The 20,775-nt window shown below is 73.6% G+C and carries 16 protein-coding genes; 13 read left to right on the top strand and 3 right to left on the bottom strand.

All coding sequences use genetic code 11. From position 1 onward, the window contains the following. Window positions 1-178 precede the first annotated feature (178 nt). The 4 genes from AB0D44_RS11325 (at window position 179) to nudC (ending at window position 9,763) form a co-directional block, all read left to right on the top strand. A complete protein-coding gene (locus AB0D44_RS11325; protein ID WP_362588028.1) occupies window positions 179-3,526 on the top strand; it encodes an ATP-dependent DNA helicase in 3,348 nt (1,115 codons plus the stop codon). Window positions 3,527-3,666: 140 nt separating this feature from the next. Then, on the top strand, window positions 3,667-7,317 hold the full coding sequence (locus AB0D44_RS11320) for a UvrD-helicase domain-containing protein (protein ID WP_362587879.1): 3,651 nt from the start codon (window positions 3,667-3,669) through the stop codon (window positions 7,315-7,317). Between the two features lie 9 nt (window positions 7,318-7,326). Next, a complete protein-coding gene (locus tag AB0D44_RS11315; RefSeq protein ID WP_362587876.1) occupies window positions 7,327-8,781 on the top strand; it encodes a dipeptidase in 1,455 nt (484 codons plus the stop codon). Window positions 8,782-8,812: 31 nt separating this feature from the next. Continuing rightward, window positions 8,813-9,763, top strand: coding sequence for an NAD(+) diphosphatase (gene nudC / locus AB0D44_RS11310; protein ID WP_362587873.1), 951 nt, complete (start codon window positions 8,813-8,815; stop codon window positions 9,761-9,763). Between the two features lie 50 nt (window positions 9,764-9,813). Here nudC and AB0D44_RS11305 read toward each other — a convergent pair whose 3' ends face one another. Continuing rightward, window positions 9,814-10,074, bottom strand: a complete 261-nt coding sequence (locus AB0D44_RS11305) for a mycoredoxin (protein ID WP_362587870.1) — start codon at window positions 10,072-10,074, stop codon at window positions 9,814-9,816. Window positions 10,075-10,246: 172 nt separating this feature from the next. On the opposite strand from AB0D44_RS11305, the gene AB0D44_RS11300 reads away from it, so the two are divergent. The 5 genes from AB0D44_RS11300 to AB0D44_RS11280 all read left to right on the top strand — a co-directional run bounded on the left by AB0D44_RS11300 (window position 10,247) and on the right by AB0D44_RS11280 (window position 14,137). Further along, window positions 10,247-12,418 carry an ATP-dependent DNA helicase UvrD2 gene (locus AB0D44_RS11300; protein WP_362587867.1) on the top strand — a complete coding sequence of 724 codons (2,172 nt, stop codon included), beginning with the start codon at window positions 10,247-10,249 and terminating at the stop codon, window positions 12,416-12,418. Window positions 12,419-12,597: 179 nt separating this feature from the next. Continuing rightward, on the top strand, window positions 12,598-12,924 hold the full coding sequence (locus AB0D44_RS11295) for a hypothetical protein (RefSeq protein ID WP_362588025.1): 327 nt from the start codon (window positions 12,598-12,600) through the stop codon (window positions 12,922-12,924). 195 nt (window positions 12,925-13,119) lie between these two features. Continuing rightward, complete coding sequence (locus AB0D44_RS11290; protein ID WP_328927527.1) at window positions 13,120-13,491, top strand: WhiB family transcriptional regulator; 372 nt, start codon at window positions 13,120-13,122, stop codon at window positions 13,489-13,491. Then, on the top strand, window positions 13,488-13,817 hold the full coding sequence (locus AB0D44_RS11285; RefSeq protein WP_362587864.1) for a hypothetical protein: 330 nt from the start codon (window positions 13,488-13,490) through the stop codon (window positions 13,815-13,817). Before AB0D44_RS11290 ends, AB0D44_RS11285 begins: the two co-directional genes overlap by 4 nt. Before the next feature lie 113 nt (window positions 13,818-13,930). Further along, window positions 13,931-14,137 (top strand): hypothetical protein, encoded by a 207-nt coding sequence (locus tag AB0D44_RS11280; RefSeq protein WP_362587861.1) that lies wholly within the window; start codon window positions 13,931-13,933, stop codon window positions 14,135-14,137. A 12-nt stretch (window positions 14,138-14,149) separates the two neighbouring features. Here the strand turns inward: AB0D44_RS11280 and AB0D44_RS11275 are convergent, their stop codons facing one another. Together AB0D44_RS11275 and AB0D44_RS11270 are read right to left on the bottom strand one after the other, a co-directional pair. Continuing rightward, a complete protein-coding gene (locus AB0D44_RS11275) occupies window positions 14,150-15,478 on the bottom strand; it encodes an AarF/ABC1/UbiB kinase family protein (protein ID WP_362587858.1) in 1,329 nt (442 codons plus the stop codon). An 82-nt stretch (window positions 15,479-15,560) separates the two neighbouring features. After that, window positions 15,561-16,694 carry a ThiF family adenylyltransferase gene (locus AB0D44_RS11270; RefSeq protein ID WP_362587855.1) on the bottom strand — a complete coding sequence of 378 codons (1,134 nt, stop codon included), beginning with the start codon at window positions 16,692-16,694 and terminating at the stop codon, window positions 15,561-15,563. Window positions 16,695-16,919: 225 nt separating this feature from the next. Here AB0D44_RS11270 and AB0D44_RS11265 point away from each other — a divergent pair, with 225 nt between their 5' ends. The 4 genes from AB0D44_RS11265 to AB0D44_RS11250 all read left to right on the top strand — a co-directional run bounded on the left by AB0D44_RS11265 (window position 16,920) and on the right by AB0D44_RS11250 (window position 20,745). Continuing rightward, the gene (locus AB0D44_RS11265; protein ID WP_362587852.1) at window positions 16,920-17,459 is read left to right on the top strand and encodes a M48 family metallopeptidase; all 540 of its coding nucleotides are present in this window, start codon (window positions 16,920-16,922) and stop codon (window positions 17,457-17,459) included. 150 nt (window positions 17,460-17,609) lie between these two features. Next, window positions 17,610-19,271, top strand: coding sequence for a TerD family protein (locus tag AB0D44_RS11260; protein ID WP_362587849.1), 1,662 nt, complete (start codon window positions 17,610-17,612; stop codon window positions 19,269-19,271). A 20-nt stretch (window positions 19,272-19,291) separates the two neighbouring features. Next, the gene (locus AB0D44_RS11255; protein ID WP_362588022.1) at window positions 19,292-19,972 is read left to right on the top strand and encodes an AIM24 family protein; all 681 of its coding nucleotides are present in this window, start codon (window positions 19,292-19,294) and stop codon (window positions 19,970-19,972) included. 17 nt (window positions 19,973-19,989) lie between these two features. Next, complete coding sequence (locus AB0D44_RS11250) at window positions 19,990-20,745, top strand: AIM24 family protein (RefSeq protein ID WP_362587846.1); 756 nt, start codon at window positions 19,990-19,992, stop codon at window positions 20,743-20,745. The last annotated feature ends 30 nt before the right edge of the window (window positions 20,746-20,775 follow it).

The raw sequence follows: 20,775 nt of genomic DNA, 5'->3' as shown, positions 1-20,775 counted from the left end.
GGGGACCGAGACGGACTGCGCGGGATCGGCCGGTTGCCGTAGCGTTGCCTCTTCCGCTCCGGCCGCCGCCGACGCGGTGCCACCCGAAGACCCACCAGGACCGGCAGCTCACGTGATCACCTCTCCTTCCGACCGCACCGACCGGCGGCGTACGCGGACCCCTGACGCGTACCGCCTCGTGCGCACCGGGCCGGAACGGGTGGATCCCCCTGTGCTGGACGCAGCGCAGCGCGCGGTGGTTGATCACACCGGCGGACCTCTCCTGGTCCTGGCCGGACCGGGCACCGGGAAGACGACCACGCTGGTCGAGGCCGTCACCGCCCGCGTGGAAGCGGGTACGGACCCGGCCCGGATCCTCATCCTCACCTTCAGCCGCAAGGCAGCCGTGGAACTGCGCGACCGGGCCGCCCTGCGGCTCGGCGGCGCGCGGGCTCCGCAGGCGACCACCTTCCATTCCTTCTGCTACGGACTCGTCCGCGCCCACCAGGACACCGATCTCTTCGCCGACCCGCTGCGGCTGCTGTCCGGCCCGGAGCAGGACGTGATGGTGCGCACCCTCCTCGAGGGCCAGCGCCGGATCCGTTCCATCCGCTGGCCGGACGACCTGCGGGCCGCGCTCACGACGCGCGGCTTCGCGGACGAGGTCCGCGCCGTCCTGGCCCGCGCCCGCGAACTGGGCCTCGGCCCCTCCGCCCTGTCCTCCTTCGCCGACCGGATCGGCCGCCCGGACTGGAAGGCGGCCGCCGCCTTCCTCTCCGAGTACCTGGACGTCCTCGACATGCAGGGCACGCTGGACTACGCGGAGCTCGTGCACCGCGCCGTGCTCCTGGCGGAGCGCACGCCGGCCCTCGCCTCGTCCTACGACGCGATCTTCGTGGACGAGTACCAGGACACGGACGCCTCCCAGCTGCGGCTGCTGCGGGCGCTGAACGGCCCCGGCGGCACGCTGGTCGCCTTCGGCGACCCGGACCAGTCGATCTACGCCTTCCGCGGCGCCGACATCAACAACGTCCTGGACTTCGAGTCGGCCTTCCCGGGCGCGGCGGTGCGGGCCCTGACGGTGGGCCGCCGCTCGCGCGCGAACCTCCTCGCGGCCACCCGGCTCCTCACCACCCGCATGCCCCTGCCCCGCCTCCCCTCGGCGGTGGTCCGCGCCCACCGCGACCTCCGGGCCACGACGGAGGGCGGCCGGGTCGAGGTCCACACCTACCCGACGGCCGGGGCGGAACTCGACAACATCGCCGACATCCTGCGCAGGGCCCACCTGGAGGACGGCGTGCCCTGGCAGGACATGGCCGTACTGGTCCGCGCCGGCGGCCGGACCCTCCCGGCGATGCGGCGCACCCTGATCACGGCGGGCGTCCCGGTCGAAACGGACGGCGCGGACACCCCCCTGCGCCACGAACCGGCCGTAGCCCCCCTCCTCACGGCCCTCCGCACGGTCGCCACCGCCGCCTCCACCCCCACCGGCGTGTCCGAGCCGGCGCCGGAGCCCGGGGAGCCTGCGCCGGATCCCGCCGCGGCAGCGGTCGCAGGGCCGGGCGCCGTGGGCGACGAGGTGGGCGAGCCCGCTCGCGACCCGGGGGCGGGCGGTCCGGCGGCCTCCCCCGACGCCGACGGCGAGCCCGCTCCACAGGACCCGGGGCCCGTCCACGGCATCGCCGTCGAGGCCGCCCTCACCCTGCTCGCCTCCCCCCTGGGCGGCATGGACGCCGCCGACCTGCGCCGCCTCGGCCGCGCCCTGCGGGACGAGGAGCGCGCCGCGGGCGTCAAGGTGCCCGCGCCCTCCGACGTGCTGCTCGCCCGCGCCCTGGCGGAGCCGGAACGCCTCACCGCCCACGACCCCGCCTACGCCCGCGGCGCGCAGCGCCTGGGCCTGCTCCTGCGCAAGGCCCGCGAACTCCTCCAGGGCGGCGGCACCGCCGAAGAGGCCCTGTGGACCCTCTGGGACGGCACCCCCTGGCCCCAGCGGCTCGAGCGCAGCGCCCGCCGGGGCGGCCCCGCGGGCCGCAACGCCGACCGCGACCTCGACGCCGTCTGCGCCCTCTTCGACACCGCCGCCCGCGCCGAGGAACGCACCGGCGGCCGCGGCGCCCTCAACTTCCTCGAACAACTGGAGGCGGAGGACATCGCCGCCGACACGTTGACGACCCGCGCCGCCCGCCCCGACGCGGTCCGGCTGATGACCGCCCACCGCTCCAAGGGCCTGGAGTGGTCGCTGGTCGTCGTGGCCGGCGTGCAGGAGGGCCTGTGGCCCGACCTCCGCCGCCGCGGCTCCCTCCTCGAGGCCGACCGCATCGGCCGCGACGGCCTCGCCGAGCCCCTCACCCCCGGCGCGCTCCTCGCCGAAGAGCGCCGTCTCTTCTACGTCGCCGCCACCCGCGCCCGCGACCGGCTCGTCGTCACCGCCGTCAAGGCCCCTGCCGAGGACGGCGACCAGCCCTCCCGCTTCCTCACCGAACTCGGCGTCACCCCCAAGGACGTCACCGGCCGCCCCCGCCGCCCCCTCGCCGTCCCGGCCCTCGTCGCCGAGCTGCGCGCCACCACCGTCGACCCCGACGCCTCGCCCGCCCTGCGCGACGCGGCCGCCCGGCGCCTCGCCCGCCTCGCCGCGCTCACGGACGACGAGGACCGCCCGCTGGTCCCCGCCGCCCATCCGCAGCGCTGGTGGGGGCTGTACGAGCCCACCCGCAGCAGCGTCCCGCTGCGCGACCGGGACCGGCCCGTCGCCCTCTCCGGCAGCGCCCTGGACCAGCTCGCCAACACCTGCTCGCTCCAGTGGTTCCTCGGCCGGGAGGTCAAGGCCGACGCCCCCTCCACGGCCGCCCAGGGGTTCGGCAACGTCGTCCACGTCCTCGCCGACGAGGTCGCCTCCGGCCGCACCCCCGCCGACCTGGCCGTCCTCATGGAACGCCTCGACTCCGTGTGGGACGCCCTCGCCTTCGACGCGCCCTGGAAGTCGGCCCAGGAGAAGGAGAACGCCCGCGCCGCCCTCGAGCGCTTCCTGCGCTGGCACACCACCGACCGGGGGGGCCGGGCGGCCGTGGCCACGGAGCACTCGTTCGAGGTCACGCTCGAAGCCGGCGAGCACACCGTTCGGATCCGGGGCTCCATGGACCGGGTCGAATCGGACCCCCAGGGGCGTGCGTACGTCGTCGACTTCAAGACCGGCAAGGCCGCGCCCACCAGGGACGAGGTCGCGCGCCACCCCCAGCTCGCCGTCTACCAGCTCGCCGTCCGCGAAGGCGCCGTCGACGAGGTCTTCGACGGCCTGCGCCCCGCCCCCGGCGGCGCCGAACTCGTCCAGCTGCGCCAGGGCGCGCCCAAGAAGGAGGGCGGCGACGAAGTGCCCAGGGTCCAGGCCCAGCAGCCGCTCGACGGCGAGTGGGTCGGCGACCTGCTCGCCACCGCCGCGGGCCGGGTGCTCGACGAGCGGTTCACGCCCGCCGCGGGCAAGCACTGCGACCACTGCTCCTTCCGCAGCTCGTGCAGCGCCCGCCCGGAAGGCCGCCAGACGGTGGAGTGAACCGCGGAGCGAACCGCGGAGTGAAGCGCTTGGCGCACCCGGGAGTGAACCGCGGAGCGCACCCGGGAGTGATCCGGGGAGTGATCCGGGGAGTGAGACGGCCGGGCGGGAGTGTCGGTGGGGGCGGCTAGCCTTTTGAGGTGTCCGCGCGTCCGTCCGTCCTCACCGACCCCGAGCAGCTCAAGGAGCTCCTCGGCATCCCCTTCACGCCCGAACAGCTCGCCTGCGTCACCGCACCGCCCGCACCCCAGGTGATCGTCGCGGGAGCCGGATCGGGCAAGACCACGGTCATGGCCGCCCGTGTGGTCTGGCTGGTGGGCACCGGCGCGGTCGCGCCCGAGCAGGTCCTCGGCCTGACCTTCACCAACAAGGCCGCCGGAGAGCTGTCCGAGCGGGTCCGCACGGCCCTCGCGCGGGCCGGGATCACCGACCCGGACCCGTCCCCCGCCGAGGCCGCGGCCGGCGAGGCCGGCGGCGAGCCGCGCATCTCGACGTACCACGCCTTCGCCGGGCAGCTGCTCAAGGACCACGGCCTGCGCATCGGCCTCGAGCCCAGCTCCCGCCTCCTCGCCGACGCGACCCGCTTCCAGCTCGCCGCCAAGGTGCTGCGCGAGGCCCCCGGCCCCTACCCCGCACTCACCAAATCCCTCCCCGACCTGGTCAGCGACCTGCTCGCGCTCGACGCGGAACTCTCCGAGCACCTGGTCGAGCCGGCGAGCCTGCGGACGTACGACACGGACCTGCTGAACGCGCTCGCCGACGTCCGGCTCACCAACGACGACCTGCGCAAGGTCCCCGAGGCCGTCCGCGGCCGTCTGGAACTGCTGGAGCTCGTCACCCGCTACCGCGCCGCCAAACGCTCCCGCGACCTCTTCGACTTCAGCGACCAGATAGCCCTCTCCGCGCAGCTCGCCACCACCCGGCCCGAGGTCGGGGCGCTGCTGCGCGAGGAGTTCCGGGTGGTCCTGCTCGACGAGTACCAGGACACCTCCGTCGCGCAGCGGCTGCTGCTGTCCGGGCTGTTCGGCGCAGGCACCGGGCACGCGGTGACCGCCGTCGGCGACCCCTGCCAGGCCATCTACGGCTGGCGCGGCGCCTCCGTGGCCAACCTCGACGACTTCCCCGCGCACTTCCCGCACGCCGACGGCGCCCCCGCCACCCGTCTCTCGCTCAGCGAGAACCGGCGCAGCGGAGGCCGCCTGCTCGACTTGGCCAACGGGCTCGCCGCGCCGCTGCGCGCCCTGCACGAGGGGGTGGAGGCGCTGCGTCCGGCGCCGGGCGCCGAGGGCGCGGGCTTCGTACGGTGCGCCCTGCTTGAGACGCACGCCGAGGAGCTGGACTGGCTCGCGGACTCCGTCGCGCACCTGGTCCGCACCGGGACCGAGCCGGGCGAGATCGCGGTGCTGTGCCGGTCCGCCGGGGACTTCGCGCGGATCCAGGCCGTCCTGGTGGCCCGGGACGTGCCGGTGGAGGTCGTCGGCCTGTCCGGGCTCCTGCACCTGCCGGAGGTCGCGGACCTCGTCGCCGTCTGCGAGGTCCTCCAGGACCCGGGCGCCAACGCCTCCCTGGTCCGGCTGCTCATCGGCCCGCGCTGGCGGATCGGAGCCCGTGACCTGGCCCTGCTGGGCCGCCGGGCGCGGCTGCTCGTGGGCCGTTCCCCGTCGGACGCGGACGCGGACCCGGACGGGCGCCTCGCGGCCGCCGTCGAGGGTGTGGACCCGGCGGAGATCGTGTCGCTGGCCGACGCGCTGGAGACGTTCCTGGACGGGGCGGGCCGGTCCGACGACGGGCTGCCCTTCTCCGCCGAGGCCCGGGTCCGCTTCGCGCACCTCGCGCAGGAGCTGCGCGACCTGCGGCGGTCCCTCGCCGACCCCCTGATGGACGTACTGCACCGGGTCCTGTCGGTGACCGGCCTGGAAGTGGAGCTCTCGGCCTCCCCGCACGCGCTGGCGGCCCGCCGCCGGGAGACCCTGTCGAACTTCATGGACGTGGCCGCGGGCTTCGCCGCCCTGGACGGCGAGGCGACCCTGCTGGCGTTCCTCGCCTTCCTGCGCACGGCGGCCCAGTACGAGAAGGGCCTGGACCACGCCCTGCCGGGCGGGGAGAACACGGTCAAGGTCCTGACGGCCCACAAGTCCAAGGGCCTGGAGTGGGACGTGGTGGTGGTCCCCGACCTGTGTGCGGGTGCGTTCCCGAAGGAGAAGGCGCCGGAGGCCTGGACCTCGTACGCGAAGGTGCTCCCGTACGCCCTGCGCGGCGACGCGCCCACCCTGCCCGCGGACCCGGCCTGGACCTCGGCCGGGCTGAAGTCCTTCAAGGCGGCCCTGAAGGAGCACAAGTCGGTGGAGGAGCTCCGCCTCGGCTACGTGACCTTCACCCGTCCGCGTTCCCTCCTCCTGGCCTCGGGCCACTGGTGGGGCCCGACGCAGAAGAAGCGCCGCGGCCCGTCGCCGTTCCTCCAGGCCCTGTACGAGCACTGCGCGGCCGGGTTCGGCGAGATCGAAGCCTGGGCGCAGGAGCCGGCCGCGGACGCGGAGAACCCGGCCCTGGCCGACGAGTCCACGAGGGACCAGTCCTGGCCCCTTCCCCTGGACCCCCGTTCCCTGACCCTGCGCCGCTCGGCGGCGGCCCTGGTCGAGTCCTACCTCGCCGCCCCGGCCCCGCCGCAGGAGGACCCGTACCTCTGGCCCCCGGACTGCGAGGACCCGTCCTACGAGGACGAACCCTGGCCGGACGCCACCCCCTGGCCCGACGACGACCCCGAAGCCCCCTGGCCCGACGCCACCGCCGACCCCTTCCACGGCTGGCCGGAGGCACCGGCCCCGGCGGGACCCGACGCTCCCGCCCCCGCCGGGCCGCAGGCCGACGCCTCCAGTGGCGGGGCCGGCGCGCCCGCCCCCGCGGGGTCCGGGCCCGCCCCTGCCGGGCCGCAGGCCGACGGCCTGCGTGCGGCGCAGCCGCGTGCCGGCGGCGCCGATGCGCCGGGGGACGACCTGTGGCCGGAGGGCGACCTCTGGGCTCCCGCCGGGGCGGCCGGGCCCGCCCGCCCGGCCGCGTACGACCACGGTCCGCTCTCGCCCGAGGTCGCCCGGGCCGTCGCTTCCTGGGACCGGGACCTCGACGCCCTGGAGGGCGAGCTCCGCCGTGCCCGCGCAGCCGTCCGCGACGTCGAACTCCCGGCCTCCCTCTCGGCCAGCCAACTGCTGCGGCTCGCCGCCGACGAGCAGGGCTTCGCCCGCGACCTCGCCCGCCCCATGCCCAAGCCCCCCCAGCCGGCCGCCCGCCAGGGCACCCGCTTCCACGCCTGGGTCGAGTCCCGCTTCGACGAGCTCCCGCTCCCGCTCCTCGACGTGCTCGACCCCGTCACCGAGCTGCCCGGCTCCGACCAGGAAGTCGCCGACGAGGCCGACCTCGACTCCCTCAAGGCCGCCTTCGAGCGGAGCGAGTACGCAGACCGGCCGCCCCACCGCATGGAGGCCCCGGTCCAGCTCACCCTCGCCGGCCGCGTCATCCGCGGCCGGATCGACGCCGTCTACCGCACGGACACCGGATACGAGATCGTCGACTGGAAGACCGGCCGCACCACCGAGGCCGACCCCCTCCAGCTCGCCGTCTACCGGCTGGCCTGGGCGGAAGCCACCGGCACCCCGCTCGAGCAGGTCACCGCCGCCTTCCTGCACGTCCGCAGCGGCCGCGTGATCCGCCCCCGCAACCTCCCCGACCGCGCCCGCCTTGAGCGGATCCTCCAAGGCACAACGGGCCCCGAAAGCGCCCACCAGGCGGACGGCTAGGCTCGGGGCATGAGCGACACCCCGCCGGACAGCGTCGTCCGTACGTACATCGACACCCACCGCGCCGCCTTCCTCGACGACCTCGCCGAGTGGCTCCGCATCCCCTCCGTCTCGGCGCAGCCCGAGCACGCGGGCGACGTCCGCCGCAGCGCCGAATGGCTCGCGGCGAAGCTCAAGGAGACCGGCTTCCCCGTCGCCGAGGTCTGGGAGACCCGCGGCGCCCCGGCCGTCTTCGCGCACTGGCCGAGCGAGGACCCGCACGCACCCACCGTCCTGGTGTACGGGCACCACGACGTGCAGCCCGCCGCCCTCGCCGACGGCTGGCACACCGACCCGTTCGAGCCGGTCGTCCGCGACGGCCGCCTGTACGCGCGCGGCGCCGCCGACGACAAGGGCCAGGTGTTCTTCCACACCCTGGGCGTCCGCGCCCACCTCGCGGCCACCGGCGCCGCCGCCCCCGCCGTGAACCTCAAGATGATCGTCGAGGGCGAGGAGGAGTCCGGCTCCGTCCACTTCCGCGACCTCGTCGAGGTCCGCGCCGCCGAGCTCGCCGCCGACGTCGTGATCGTCTCCGACACCGGCATGTGGTCCGAGACCACCCCCACCGTCTGCACCGGCATGCGCGGCGTCGCCGACTGCGAGATCGACTTCCACGGCCCGGACCAGGACATCCACTCCGGTGCCTTCGGCGGGGCCGTGCCGAACCCGGCCACCGCCGCCGCCCGCCTGGTCGCGGCCCTGCACGACGACGAGGGGCGGGTCACGATCCCCGGCTTCTACGAGGGCATCGCCGAGCTCACCGACGCCGAGCGCGCGCTCATCGCCGAGCTCCCCTTCGACGAATCCGAATGGCTGCGCACGGCCAAGTCCCACGCGGCCGCAGGCGAGGCCGGGTACTCCACCCTGGAGCGCGTCTGGGCCCGCCCGACGGCCGAGGTCAACGGCATCGGCGGCGGGTACCAGGGCCCCGGCGGCAAGACCATCGTGCCCGCCTCCGCCCACCTGAAGCTGTCGTTCCGACTGGTCTCGGGACAGGACCCGTACGAGGTCGAGGCGGCCGTGAGGGACTGGGTCGCGGCCCGCGTCCCGGCCGGAATCCGCCACTCCATCACCTTCGGCGCACCGACCCGCCCGTGCCTGACCCCGCTGGACCACCCGGCGCTGCAGTCCGTCGTGCGGTCGATGGGCCGCGCCTTCGGCCAGAAGATCCGCTTCACCCGCGAGGGCGGCTCGGGGCCCGCGGCCGACCTCCAGGACGTCCTGGGCGCGCCGGTCCTCTTCCTCGGGATCTCGGTGCCGTCCGACGGCTGGCACTCGCCGAACGAGAAGGTCGAGCTGGACCTGCTCCTCAAGGGCGTCGAGACGACCGCCTACCTCTGGGCCGACCTGGCCGCGTCCGACCTGGCCGCGTCCGGCCCGGCCGCGTCCGGCCCGGCCGCGTCCGCCCGCACATCCGTTGCCTGACGCCCACCTGCATGTCCCACCACCGGGGGAGTTGGAAGTACCCGTGAGCATCCATATCGAGCGCCCGCTCTCGCTGACCGCGCCCAGCGACATCGACCGTGCCGCCCACCACCGCCTCGACGAGGCCTGGCTGGCCGCGGCCTGGAGCCACCCGACGACCCGTGTCTTCGTCGTCTCCGGCGGCCAGGTGCTGATCGACGACACCCCCGACGGGGGCACCGGCATCGTGATGACCCCGGCCTTCGAGGCCCCGGTCACCGAGACGCACCGCTACTTCCTGGGCACCGACGAGGACGGCGTACGGTACTTCGCGCTGCAGAAGGACTCCCTCCCGGGCCGCATGGACCAGTCGGCCCGCGCGGCCGGCCTGCGCGAGGCCGGACTGCTGCTGTCCCCGCGTGACGCCGGGCTGATGGTGCACGCGGTGGCCCTGGAGAACTGGCAGCGGATGCACCGGTTCTGCTCCCGCTGCGGCGAGCGCACCGTGGTCGCGGCGGCCGGGCACATCCGCCGCTGCCCGGGCTGCGGCGCGGAGCACTACCCGCGCACCGACCCGGCCGTGATCATGCTGGTCACGGACGAGCAGGACCGCGCGCTGCTGGGCCGCCAGGTGCACTGGCCGGAGGGCCGCTTCTCCACCCTCGCCGGGTTCGTCGAGCCGGGCGAGTCGATCGAGCAGTCCGTCATCCGCGAGGTGTGGGAGGAGGCGGGCGTCAGGGTCGGCGAGGTCGCGTACGTGGCCAGCCAGCCGTGGCCGTTCCCGTACAGCCTGATGCTGGGCTTCACGGCCCGCGCCACCAGCTCCGAGATCACCGTGGACGGCGAGGAGATCGAGGAGGCCCGCTGGTTCTCCCGCGAGGACCTGCGCGAGGCGATCGAGCGGGGCGAGGTCCATCCCCCGTCGGGAGGCATCTCCATCGCCGCCCGCCTGGTCGAACTCTGGTACGGCGGCCCCCTGCCGAAGCCCGGCCCCGCCGCCTGACGCAAGAAGGCCCCCGCCACGGCGGGGGCCTTTTCCACAGGAAGGGCGGGTCAGACGGCGAGGGCCTGCTTGACCTGGGCCAGGCTCGGGTTCGTCATGACGGACTCGTTGCCCGCGGGGGACTTCACGAGGACGGTGGGGACCGTCTGGTTGCCTCCGTTGGCCTTCTCCACGAACGCCGCGGACTCCGGGTCGAGCTCGATGTTGATCTCGTTGTACGCGATGCCTTCCCGGTCCAGCTGGGTCTTCAGCCGGCGGCAGTAGCCGCACCAGGTCGTGCTGTACATCGTGACGGTGCCCGTGTCCTGCATGCTGCGCTCTCCTTCGTGGGGGTCCCGGTGGTAGGTCCGAGTAGTCGAACGTACGGGACACCCCGGCCATTCCCGCAGTCGCGCAGGTGTGCCACCGCCGTAAGTACTACTGATACGGGCGGCCTGTGGACGGTTTTCCCGTCCGCCCCAGGAGACCTGGCAGCATGGCGGGGTGACAGCAGCAACGCACTCCTCATCCTTCGCCGGTTCCGTCGACCCGGCCGACGCGGTGCTCCAGGGCCTGGACCCGGAGCAGCGCGAGGTCGCGACGACCCTGCGCGGGCCGGTGTGCGTGCTGGCCGGCGCCGGTACCGGCAAGACCCGCGCGATCACCCACCGCATCGCCTACGGGGTACATTCCGGTCAGCTCATGCCGGCCAGTGTGCTGGCCGTCACCTTCACCAACCGGGCCGCGGGAGAGATGCGCGGACGCCTGCGCGAGCTCGGCGCGGGCGGGGTCCAGGCCCGGACCTTCCACTCCGCCGCCCTGCGCCAGCTCCAGTACTTCTGGCCCAAGGCGGTCGGCGGGGACGTGCCCCGGCTGCTGGAGCGCAAGATCCAGTTCGTGGCCGAGGCCGGCGCGCGCTGCCGCATCCGCCTCGACCGGGGCGAGCTGCGCGACGTCACCGGTGAGATCGAGTGGGCCAAGGTCACCCAGACCGTGCCCGCCGACTATCCGGCGGCCGCCCTCAAGGCGGGCCGCGAGGCACCGCGCGACCTGGCCGAGATCGCCCAGATCTACGGGACGTACGAGCAGCTCAAGCGCGACCGCGGCATGATCGACTTCGAGGACGTGCTGCTCCTGACCGTCGGCATCCTCCAGGACCGCCACGACATCGCCGAGCAGATCCGCGCCCAGTACCAGCACTTCGTGGTGGACGAGTACCAGGACGTCAGCCCGCTCCAGCAGCGGCTGCTGGACCTGTGGCTCGGCGAGCGCGACAGCCTGTGCGTCGTCGGCGACGCCAGCCAGACGATCTACTCGTTCACCGGCGCCACCCCCGACCACCTGCTGAACTTCCGCACCCGCTACCCGCAGGCCACCGTGGTCAAGCTGGTCCGCGACTACCGCTCCACCCCCCAGGTGGTCCACCTCGCCAACGGCCTGCTGAACCAGGCCAGGGGCCGGGCCGCCGAGCACCGCCTGGAGCTGGTCTCGCAGCGCGAGCCCGGCCCGGACCCGGTGTACGCGGAGTACCCGGACGAGCCCGCCGAGGCCGAGGGCGTCGCCCACCGGATCCGGGACCTGATCGCGGCGGGCGTCCCGGCCGGCGAGATCGCCGTGCTCTACCGCATCAACGCCCAGTCCGAGGTCTACGAGCAGGCCCTCGCCGACGCCGGGGTGCCGTACCAGCTGCGCGGGGCCGAGCGGTTCTTCGAGCGGCAGGAGGTCCAGAAGGCGATCCTCGCCCTGCGCGGGGCCGCCCGGTCCGGGGGCAACGACCCGCTGCTCGACGATGTCGTCGAGCTCGGCCCCCAGGTACGCGCCGTGCTCAGCTCCACCGGCTGGACCGCCGAGCCGCCGGCCGGCTCCGGCGCGGTGCGCGACCAGTGGGAATCGCTGGCCGCGCTGGTCCGGCTCGCCGAGGACTTCGCGCGCGCCCGGCCCGGCGCCACCCTGGCGGACCTCACGATCGAGCTGGAGGAGCGCAAGGCCGCCCAGCACGCCCCGACCGTCCAGGGCGTCACCCTGGCCTCGCTGCACGCGGCGAAGGGCCTGGAGTGGGACGCCGTGTTCCTGGTCGGCCTCACCGACGGCATGATGCCGATCACCTACGCCAAGACCGACGAGCAGGTCGAGGAGGAGCGCCGGCTGCTCTACGTCGGCGTCACCCGGGCGCGGTTGCACCTCGGCCTCTCCTGGGCGCTCTCCCGGGCTCCGGGAGGGCGGGCCTCCCGACGGCCCAGCCGCTTCCTGAACGGCCTGCGGCCGGGCTCCGCGGCCCCGGCAAGCGGGCAGGGCGGTGCGGCCGAGCGGGCGGCGGCCGGCCGCAAGCGCGGACGCCGCGGGCCGGTGCTGTGCCGGGTCTGCGGCAGGACCCTGACCGAGGCCGGCGAGATCAAGCTGATGCGCTGCGAGGACTGCCCGTCCGACATGGACGAGGGGCTCTACGAGCGGCTGCGGGACTGGCGCGCGGCCCAGTCGCAGGAGCAGGGCCTGCCCGCCTACTGCGTCTTCACGGACAAGACGCTGATGGCGATCGCGGAGGCGGCGCCCTCCGAGGCGGGGGAGCTGTCGATGATCTCCGGAGTGGGTGGACGGAAGCTCGAGCGGTACGGAGCTGACGTGCTGGCCATCTGCGCAGGTCAGGAGCCTGGGGCTGCGGAGCCTGACGACGCGTAGAAACTCGTCGGAAAAATAGTTTGCACATGCCCGGCGAAGCCCCATAGGTTCTTAGCAACGGAAACGGTGGCTTCTCCGAAGCCCTGGATCCGTGCTGTACTTATCCGAATACGCATGGGACAGGCCCCCGGGCCCCGTCCCCGAGACGCCGAGAGGAGGCGAGACCAGTGACCAGCTTCATGACCTTCACCAAAATGACCGATCGCTCCGTCGACGCCTCCTGCATGCTCGGTTCCGTCTCCCTCCGGGGTACCGGTGTGTCCGCGATTTCCGCGGTCAGCCCCGCCCTGCTGGCGACCCTTCCGGTCAGCGAGCGCAATGAGCGACCGACCGTGGCACCGGTGGCAGTACTGGCAGCAGAAGCTCAGGCGCATGGCGCCTATGGCTTCGCCGCCGCAGCCGGTGCCGCCAGTGCCGGATTCAAGCGCCAGACGAAGCAGACGAAGCAGCAGCACCACCTGATGTGGGCCTTCCGCGGGCTCGAACCCTGGAGTGATCCAGCCTGATCGCATGATCTGGCCGGCGCCTTCAGGGCCGCGGAACCCCACCCGGGATCCGCGGCCCTTCTGTTTGTCCCCGAACGGGGGCAACACGGCGAAGGTGCCTCGGGACTGGCAGAGCCAGTCGGTGTGAGGACAGCCCAGCCGAACCCGGCCGACCGGCCGGAACGACTAGCCGAACAAGACGAGGAAGAAACCACCGTGCAACTCGAAGCGCACGCCCCGTCCGTACCGCAGACCCAGACGATCTCCCCGCCCGCAGTCCCGGAGGACCACACCTTGACCCCGCTGACCGCGCTCACCGCGCTCGACGACGCCATCGAGAACCTCGGCGTCCCCGTTCCCTGCCGTACCTTCGACCCCGAGGTCTTCTTCGCCGAGTCCCCGGCCGACGTCGAGTACGCCAAGTCCCTGTGCCGGACCTGCCCGCTGGTCGAGGCCTGCCTCGCCGGGGCGACCGAGCGCCGCGAGCCCTGGGGTGTCTGGGGTGGCGAGCTCTTCGTCCAGGGTGTCGTCGTCGCCCGGAAGCGTCCCCGTGGCCGCCCGCGCAAGAACCCGGTTGTCGCGGCATGACCGCCATCGGAACCATCGACCGCCCCCTGACGCACGACCCCCTGAAGCAGGCCCTCATGACCGCCCACTCCACGAGCGAGCAGCCCCACGGCGCCGCCCACGCAGACTTCATCACCACCGGCGCGATCACCTCGCGTCAGAACAGGACCCGCGAAATGCAACTCATCCCAGAAGCCCTGGCCCGCGCCCATATGGACGACCGCATGCGCGAGGCGGACGCCGAGCGTCACGCCCTGCGCCTGGTCGCCGCCCGCCGCATGCAGCGGCGTGCCGAGCGCGTCTCGCTGCGCGCCCGCCGTGCGCTGGCCATGGCCGTCATGCACTAAGAGGCATGCGGTAGGAGCACGGAAGAACAGTCCCGGGGGGACCGGTCCGAACGGACCGGTCCCCCCGGTGCGTTGCGAGGGGCTGTCCCCCCGCACGGCGATATCGTCGGGAGGTGGACCAGCCGACTCCCCGCCCCGCCCGGTCGGAACCCGAGACCGAGCCCGTCGTCTGCGCGCGCTGCGGTGCCCGGTCTCCCGACGGAGCCCCGATCACCTGGACCTGCTCGGTGGAGAACGGGACCAGGCAGTACTTCTGCGTCGACTGCGCGCGCGCCCATCTCCGCTCGATCGAGGGCAGGCTCGACTCCTCCTGGTGGTGACGGCCCCGCCGCTCACTCCCCGGGGGCGAACCCCGGAAGCCAGGTGTCCAGTTCGTCACGCAGCCGTACGGTCGCACCCAGCTGGCACAGCACGCCGATGGTGCTCAGCGTCACCCGGTGGATCAGCAGGTACGAGGGCGGCAGGTTGATCTGCCGGCCCAACTGGTGGGCAGGGGAACGCGGATCGGCGATCCGCGCCGCCTGACCGCGCAGCCACGGCCGGGTGAAGGTGAACTCCTCGGCTTCCGCGGGCTCGATGATGGGCTTCAGGTAGTCCAGCACCGCGTCGGGGTCCAGTTCGATGGACTCCTTCACGAACCCCTCAGCGCACAGGTGCCCGTAGACCCCTTCGGCGTCACCGTCCAGCGTCATCCGCAGCGACCTGCCGATGGGCTTGGGCCAGCCGCCGGGCAGCCGGTCCACCGTGCCGAAGTCCAGGACGCCCAGCTGCATCCGGCCGTCCGCCCCCGATATCAGCCGGAAGTTGCCCGGGTGCGGGTCCGCGTGCAGCAGCCCGGTGCGCGCGGGCCCGGAGAACAGGAACCGGGCCAGCAACTGGCCGGCGCGGTCGCGCTCCTCCTGCGTGCCGTCGGCTATCACCTCCGACAGCGGCGTCCCCTCCAGCCACTCGGTCACCAGCACCTGGTCTCCCTGGTGCACGACGTCCGGGACGACCACATCGGGGTCGCCGGTGAAGGCGTCCGCATGCGTCCGCTGGGCCTCGGCCTCCAGCTCGTAGTCGAGCTCTTCCGAGACCCGGTCGCGCAACTCCTTGATCAGCGGCTTGATTTCCATGCCGGGGACCAGTGGCCCCAGCAGCCCCGCGAACCGGCCGAGCTGCTTCAGGTCCGACAGCAGCGCCTCGCCGGCCCCCGGGTACTGGACCTTGACCGCCACCTGCCGGCCGTCGTGCCACACCGCCCGGTGCACCTGCCCGATCGAGGCCGCCGCAGCCGGCTTGTCCTCGAACTCCTCGAACAGATCCCGCCAGTCCGCGCCCAGCCGGTCTGCCAGCACCTGGTGCACCGTGGCCGCGGGCAGCGGCGGTGCCGCCTCCTGGAGCTTGGTCAGCGCGGCCCGGTAGGGTCCCGCAACCTCCTCGGGCAGGGCCGACTCGAAGACCGACAGGGCCTGCCCGAACTTCATGGCACCGCCCTTCAGCTCCCCGAGGGTGCGGAACAGCTGCTCGGCGGTGCGCTGCTGAAGCTCGCGCGCCACGATCTCCGCCGACTTGCCGCCGATCCGCTTGCCCAGCCCCCAGGTTGCGCGACCTGCGATGCCGAGCGGCAGCGCGGCCAGCTTGACGGTACGGGTGACCGCCTTCCGGGGAAGATCAGACATATGCCCCTCCAGGTCCCAGACAGCTGCGCCGCAAGCGGCGGTTCGGGAATGCCCCTCCCACGCACGCATCCTGTCATGGCCCTCACGGCGGCTCCCCGCCCGATCCTGCCCCGGCACCTCGTGACACCGTCCGGCGGCCGGCGCTCGCACCGCAGGGGCAGTCGGGATGGGGCCGGACCGGGGTGTGCTGCCAGTGCAGGCCCGGGAGCGCGGCCTCCCAGCGGGCGGCGGTGGAGGCGGGCAGTTCTCCGTCGAGGAAGGACAGCGCGTGGGCCGCGGCCAGGCCGGCCACCGCCGTGGACAGTCCCAGATCGCAGGCGGCGCCCGTCCGGCGGCGGTGGGCCGAGCGCCACTGCACCAGCATCCGCGGCCAGGCCGGATCCCGGTCCACCCGCTCGCGCTCCATGCACCCGGCGCACGCCGTCGCCCCCGGAAGCACCAGCGGCCCCACCAGCCCGGTGCCCTCCAGCACCCCCGCGTACATGTGCGGGACGCCCGTGGCCACCCAGTCGGCCGCCGTGTCCGGATCGGGGGCCCAGGCGTGCAGCCCGTCCCGCGGCGCGACCACCACCAGGGCGAGCCCCCGCTCCGGGCCCTCCTCCTCCCCGGCGCGCGGGGCGCGTCCCGGGGCCGACTCGCGCACCAGCCCGCCCGCCGCTTCGGCACGCAGCCGGCCCACGCTCCCGGGCCCGAGCCCGCCCGGGGCCACGTCCCCCGGCTCCACCCGGCCACCGTCGAGCACCTCGACCCCGCCCACGCCGGCCCCCGCCAGGACCGACGCGATCAACGCGCCCACCCGGCCGCTCCCGCGCACCTGGACCCGTATCCCCCGGCGCGCGGCGATGCCCCGCAAGTCCCCGCCCGGTTCACGGTGGACCAGGGAGAGCGAGCTCAGGTCCGGTCCCAGCCGCTCCAGGGTCTGCGCCCGTTTGCGGACGGCCTGGGCCCGCGGGCCGCCCGCCGTCGCGTCGTCGAGCAGTCCGGCCCCCGCCAGCCGCCGGACCAGTTCGTCCGCCCGGCCGTCCGGCAGCCCCATCCCCGAGGCCTCGGCCCGCAGCAGCTCCATCCGCCTCGTCCCGTCGATCCGGTCGATGAGCGCCCCGGTCGCGGTGTCGACCGGGGCGAGCACCACCGCGTGGGCGGGGGTCACCCCGAACTGCACCGTCTGCAGATCCCGCCAGGCCCGTGCCAGCGCCGGCTTCACCTTCGGATACATGGCCGCCCCCTCGATTTCCCGTCCGGCACTCGCGCCGACCCCTTTTCCCGTTCCTCCGCCACAGTGCCCGTCCGCCGCATTGCGTGCAGGAATTTGTCCACAGGCAGGGCCTATTAGGCATATGAGATGGAGAAATGGGGCGCCGCGGATACCGGCCGCGAACCGATCATGTTCGAACCCCGGACGGGCGGGACTTCCGCGACGGGTTGCAGGTACCGTCGTGGCGTGTCCGCCGACCCCCCGCAGCGCGCCGTCGAAGTCCGCCGGAGCGCGCGCCGCCGCAGGACCGTATCCGCCTACCGCGAGGGTGACCGTACGGTCGTCCTGATCCCTGCCCGGATGTCGGAGGCCGAGGAGCAGCGCTGGGTGGGCGTCATGCTCGACAAACTGGCCGCCCAGGAGAGCAAGCGCACCCTCGGGGACGCGGAACTGACCGAACGCGCGGAGCGTTTGTCCGAGCAGTACTTCGACGGCCGGGCCCGCCCCCGATCCGTCCGCTGGGTCACCAACCAGAACACCCGCTGGGGCTCCTGCACCCCGGCCGAGGGCAGCATCCGCCTCTCGCACCGCCTCCAGGGCATGCCCGAGTACGTCGTCGACTACGTACTCCTGCACGAGCTGGCGCACCTCCTGGTGCCCGGCCACGGCCCCCGCTTCTGGGCACTGCTGGAGGCGTACCCCCGGACCGAGCGGGCCCGCGGCTACCTGGAGGGGATCGTCGCCGCCGATCGCCTCCCGAAGGTTCCGGCCGCCCGGGACGAATAGCGCGATCCGGCCCGCCTCCATCCGCTCTCCACCCGCGCTGTCACGCACGGTGATATGTACCGGGTCGGTACCGACTTGGCCGGATGTCGGCCGATGCCGTTAGCCTGAGCGGCACGCATTCACAGTCGGGATGGGGGACGGTCGTTACGTATGGCAAGGGAATTCCAACGGGGCCACAAGGCCAAGATCAGTGATCTGACGGCGGGCACCGATCTGTACGTGGGTGTCCAGATCGCCGGACCCGGACTCACCTTCGACATCAGCTGCTTCGGCCTCGACGCGAACGAACAGCTGTCGGACGACCGGTACTTCGTCTTCTTCAACCAGCCGAAGTCGCCCGAGGAGTCCATCCAGCAGCTCGGCGCGCAGGCCGGTGACACGGAATCCTTCCGGGTGACCCTGGACCGCGTGCCGGCCTCCATCCACAAGCTGTCCTTCACCGCCACCATCGACGGCGCCGGCCAGATGTCGCAGATCGGCCCGGGCTACATCCGGATCGTGGCGGGCGGCGAAGAGGTCGTCCGGTACGCGTTCAACGGCTCGGAGTTCACCACCGAGCGGGCCGTGATGCTCGGCGACTTCTACCTCAAGGACGTCTGGCGCTTCGCCGCCGTCGGCCAGGGCTTCGACGGCGGACTCGACGCGCTGCTGCGCAACTTCGGCGGCGAGGTCGCCGAGGAGCAGCCGCAGCAGCAGGCGCCGGCCGCCCCGGCGGGCGCCGCACCCGGCTTCGCCCCGCCGCCGCAGGCGGCCGCTCCTGCACCGTCGTTCGGCGCTCCCGCCCCGCAGGCTCCCGCCCCGCAGGCCCCGGCCCCCGCGCCCTCCTTCGGCGCTCCGTCCGCGCCCGCCCCGGCTCCGCAGGCCCCGGCCCCCGCCCCGCAACCGCAGGCGTACCCGCAGCACAGCGCGCCCACCATGGCCGCGCCGATCGCCGCCCCGCCCGCCCCCGCGCCGTACGGACAGCCGCCCCAGCAGCCCTCGTACGGACAGCCGCCGCAGCAGCCCTCGTACGGGCAGGTCCCCCCGCCCGCCCCGGCCCCCTACGGCCAGCAGCCGGGCTACGGCCAGGCCCCGGGCCAGCAGCCGCCGGCCTACGGCCAGGTCCCCGGCCAGCAGCCCGGCTACGCCCCGCAGGCCGCCGCGCCCGCCGGAGCCGGTCTCGCCGCCGCCCTCCAGCCGTACAAGGAAGCGCCCACGGGCGCCCGCTGGACCCCGCAGAACCAGCAGCTCATGCGCGTCGACCTGGCCATGGGCGGCCAGGCCGTCCTCGCCCGCCAGGGCAGCATGGTCCTCTACCAGGGCAAGGTCGACTTCAGCTACAAGGGGGCCGGCTTCGCGGGCCGCATCGTCGGCAACGCCACCGGCCAGGAGATGCAGCTCATGCGCTGCACCGGCCGCGGCCAGGTCTTCCTCGCCGAGAACGGCGCCCACCTGCACGCCATCGAGCTCCAGGGCGACGGGATCTGCGTCTCCGCCGAGAGCGTGCTCGCCTTCGACGAGTCGCTCCAGCACGAGGTCCGCCGCATCGAAGGACACGGCATCCCCGGCGGCGCCCTGTTCACCATACAGTTCCAGGGCACCGGCACGGTGATCGTCAAGACGCACGGCGTCCCCGTCGTCCTGCCCGTCACCCCGACCACCTTCGCGGACAGCAACGCCATCGTGGCGTGGTCCTCCGCCTCCCAGGTGATCATTTCCAGCCAGGTCCGGCTCCGGCGCAACGCCTATCCCGGCCACAGCGGGGAGACCGTGAACCTCCAGTTCCGCGGCGCTCCCGGCAACTTCATCGTCGTCCAGCCGTACGAGGTCTGAGGGAGCCCGACATGAACGCAATGAACCAGCAGCTCGCGGGCTACGCCCCGACCCCCGTCACGGCCCGCATGGAGAACCACGGCCGGGCCATGCTCAAGGTCGCCATGCAGAGCGGCCAGGACCTCTTCGCCCGCACCGGCTCGATGGTCGCCTACGAGGGCTTCGTGCAGTACGAGCCCAACCCGCCGGCCGTGCGCCAGATGGCCTCGCAGTGGCTCACCGGCGAAGGCGCCCCGCTCATGAAGTGCACGGGTGACGGCCTGCTCTACCTCGCCGACTACGGCGCGGACGTGGTCGTCATCCACCTCAACAACGACTCCCTGTCCGTCAACGGCACCAACCTGCTCGCCTTCGACGCCCACCTCCAGTGGGGCGTCGAGCGGGTCAAGGGCATGGCCAAGTTCGCCGGCCAGGGCCTGTTCAACGTCCAGGTCTCCGGCACCGGCTGGGTCGCGATCACCTCGCGCGGCACGCCGATCGTCGTCGACTGCGGCCGCGGCGAGGACGAGACGTACGTCGACCCCGACGCGCTCGTCGCCTGGTCGCCGAATCTCAAGGTCAAGGGCAAGCGCAGCTTCAAGGCCTCGTCGATGATCGGCCGGGGCAGCGGGGAGGCCTACCAGATGGCCTTCTCCGGCCAGGGCATCGTCGTCGTACAGCCCAGCGAGGACAGCACCGACCGGCTCCGGGCCCGGGGCTGAGGGGGAGCGGACACATCATGCAGAGCGCACTTTTCGCCCACGCCGAGGCGCAGTCCCAGGACCGGTACACCGTCCAGAACCCGCAGCTGCTGCGGGTCTCGCTGACCGGCCACGACGACGTACTCGCCCGCAAGGGCGCCATGGTCGCCTACCAGGGGATCATCGACTTCGACGGCGAGTACCAGACCAGCGGCCAGCGGGGCGCCCGCCGCCGCACCGGCGAGGGCCTGGACCTCATGCGCTGCTCCGGGCAGGGCACGGTCTACCTCGCCAACCTGGCCCAGTACGTACACGTCGTGGACGTCGACCAGGACGGGCTCACCGTCGACAGCAGCTACGTCCTGGCGCTGGACTCCACCCTGCACACCGAGGTCATCGCGGTGGACAGCCAGTACGGAATCTCCGGGTCCGGCAAGTACCAGCTCAACATCAGCGGCCGCGGGAAGGTCGCCCTGATGACCTCCGGGCAGCCGCTGATGATGCAGGTCACGCCCGACAAGTACGTCAACGCCGACGCCGACGCGATCGTGGCCTGGTCCACCTCGCTGCGGGTGCAGATGCAGGCCCAGACGCACTCCACCGGAGTCTGGCGGCGGCGCGGCAACACCGGCGAGGGCTGGGAGCTGAGCTTCCTCGGCACGGGCTACGCCCTCGTGCAGCCCAGCGAGGTGCTGCCGCCGCAGAACGCCCAGATCGGACAGGGCGCCGCCGCGCAGTTCGGCATGGGCCAGCACGGCGCGCACGCACAGAACCAGAACAACGCCTGGAACTGAGTGGTACGGCGAAGGGGCGGCCCCGCGAGG

The sequence above is a fragment of the Streptomyces sp. NPDC048349 genome (genome assembly GCF_040651925.1).
GTDB lineage: Bacteria > Actinomycetota > Actinomycetes > Streptomycetales > Streptomycetaceae > Streptomyces.
Note: the sequence above shows the minus strand (reverse complement) of the source record. Positions and strands in the feature narration are given on the sequence as shown.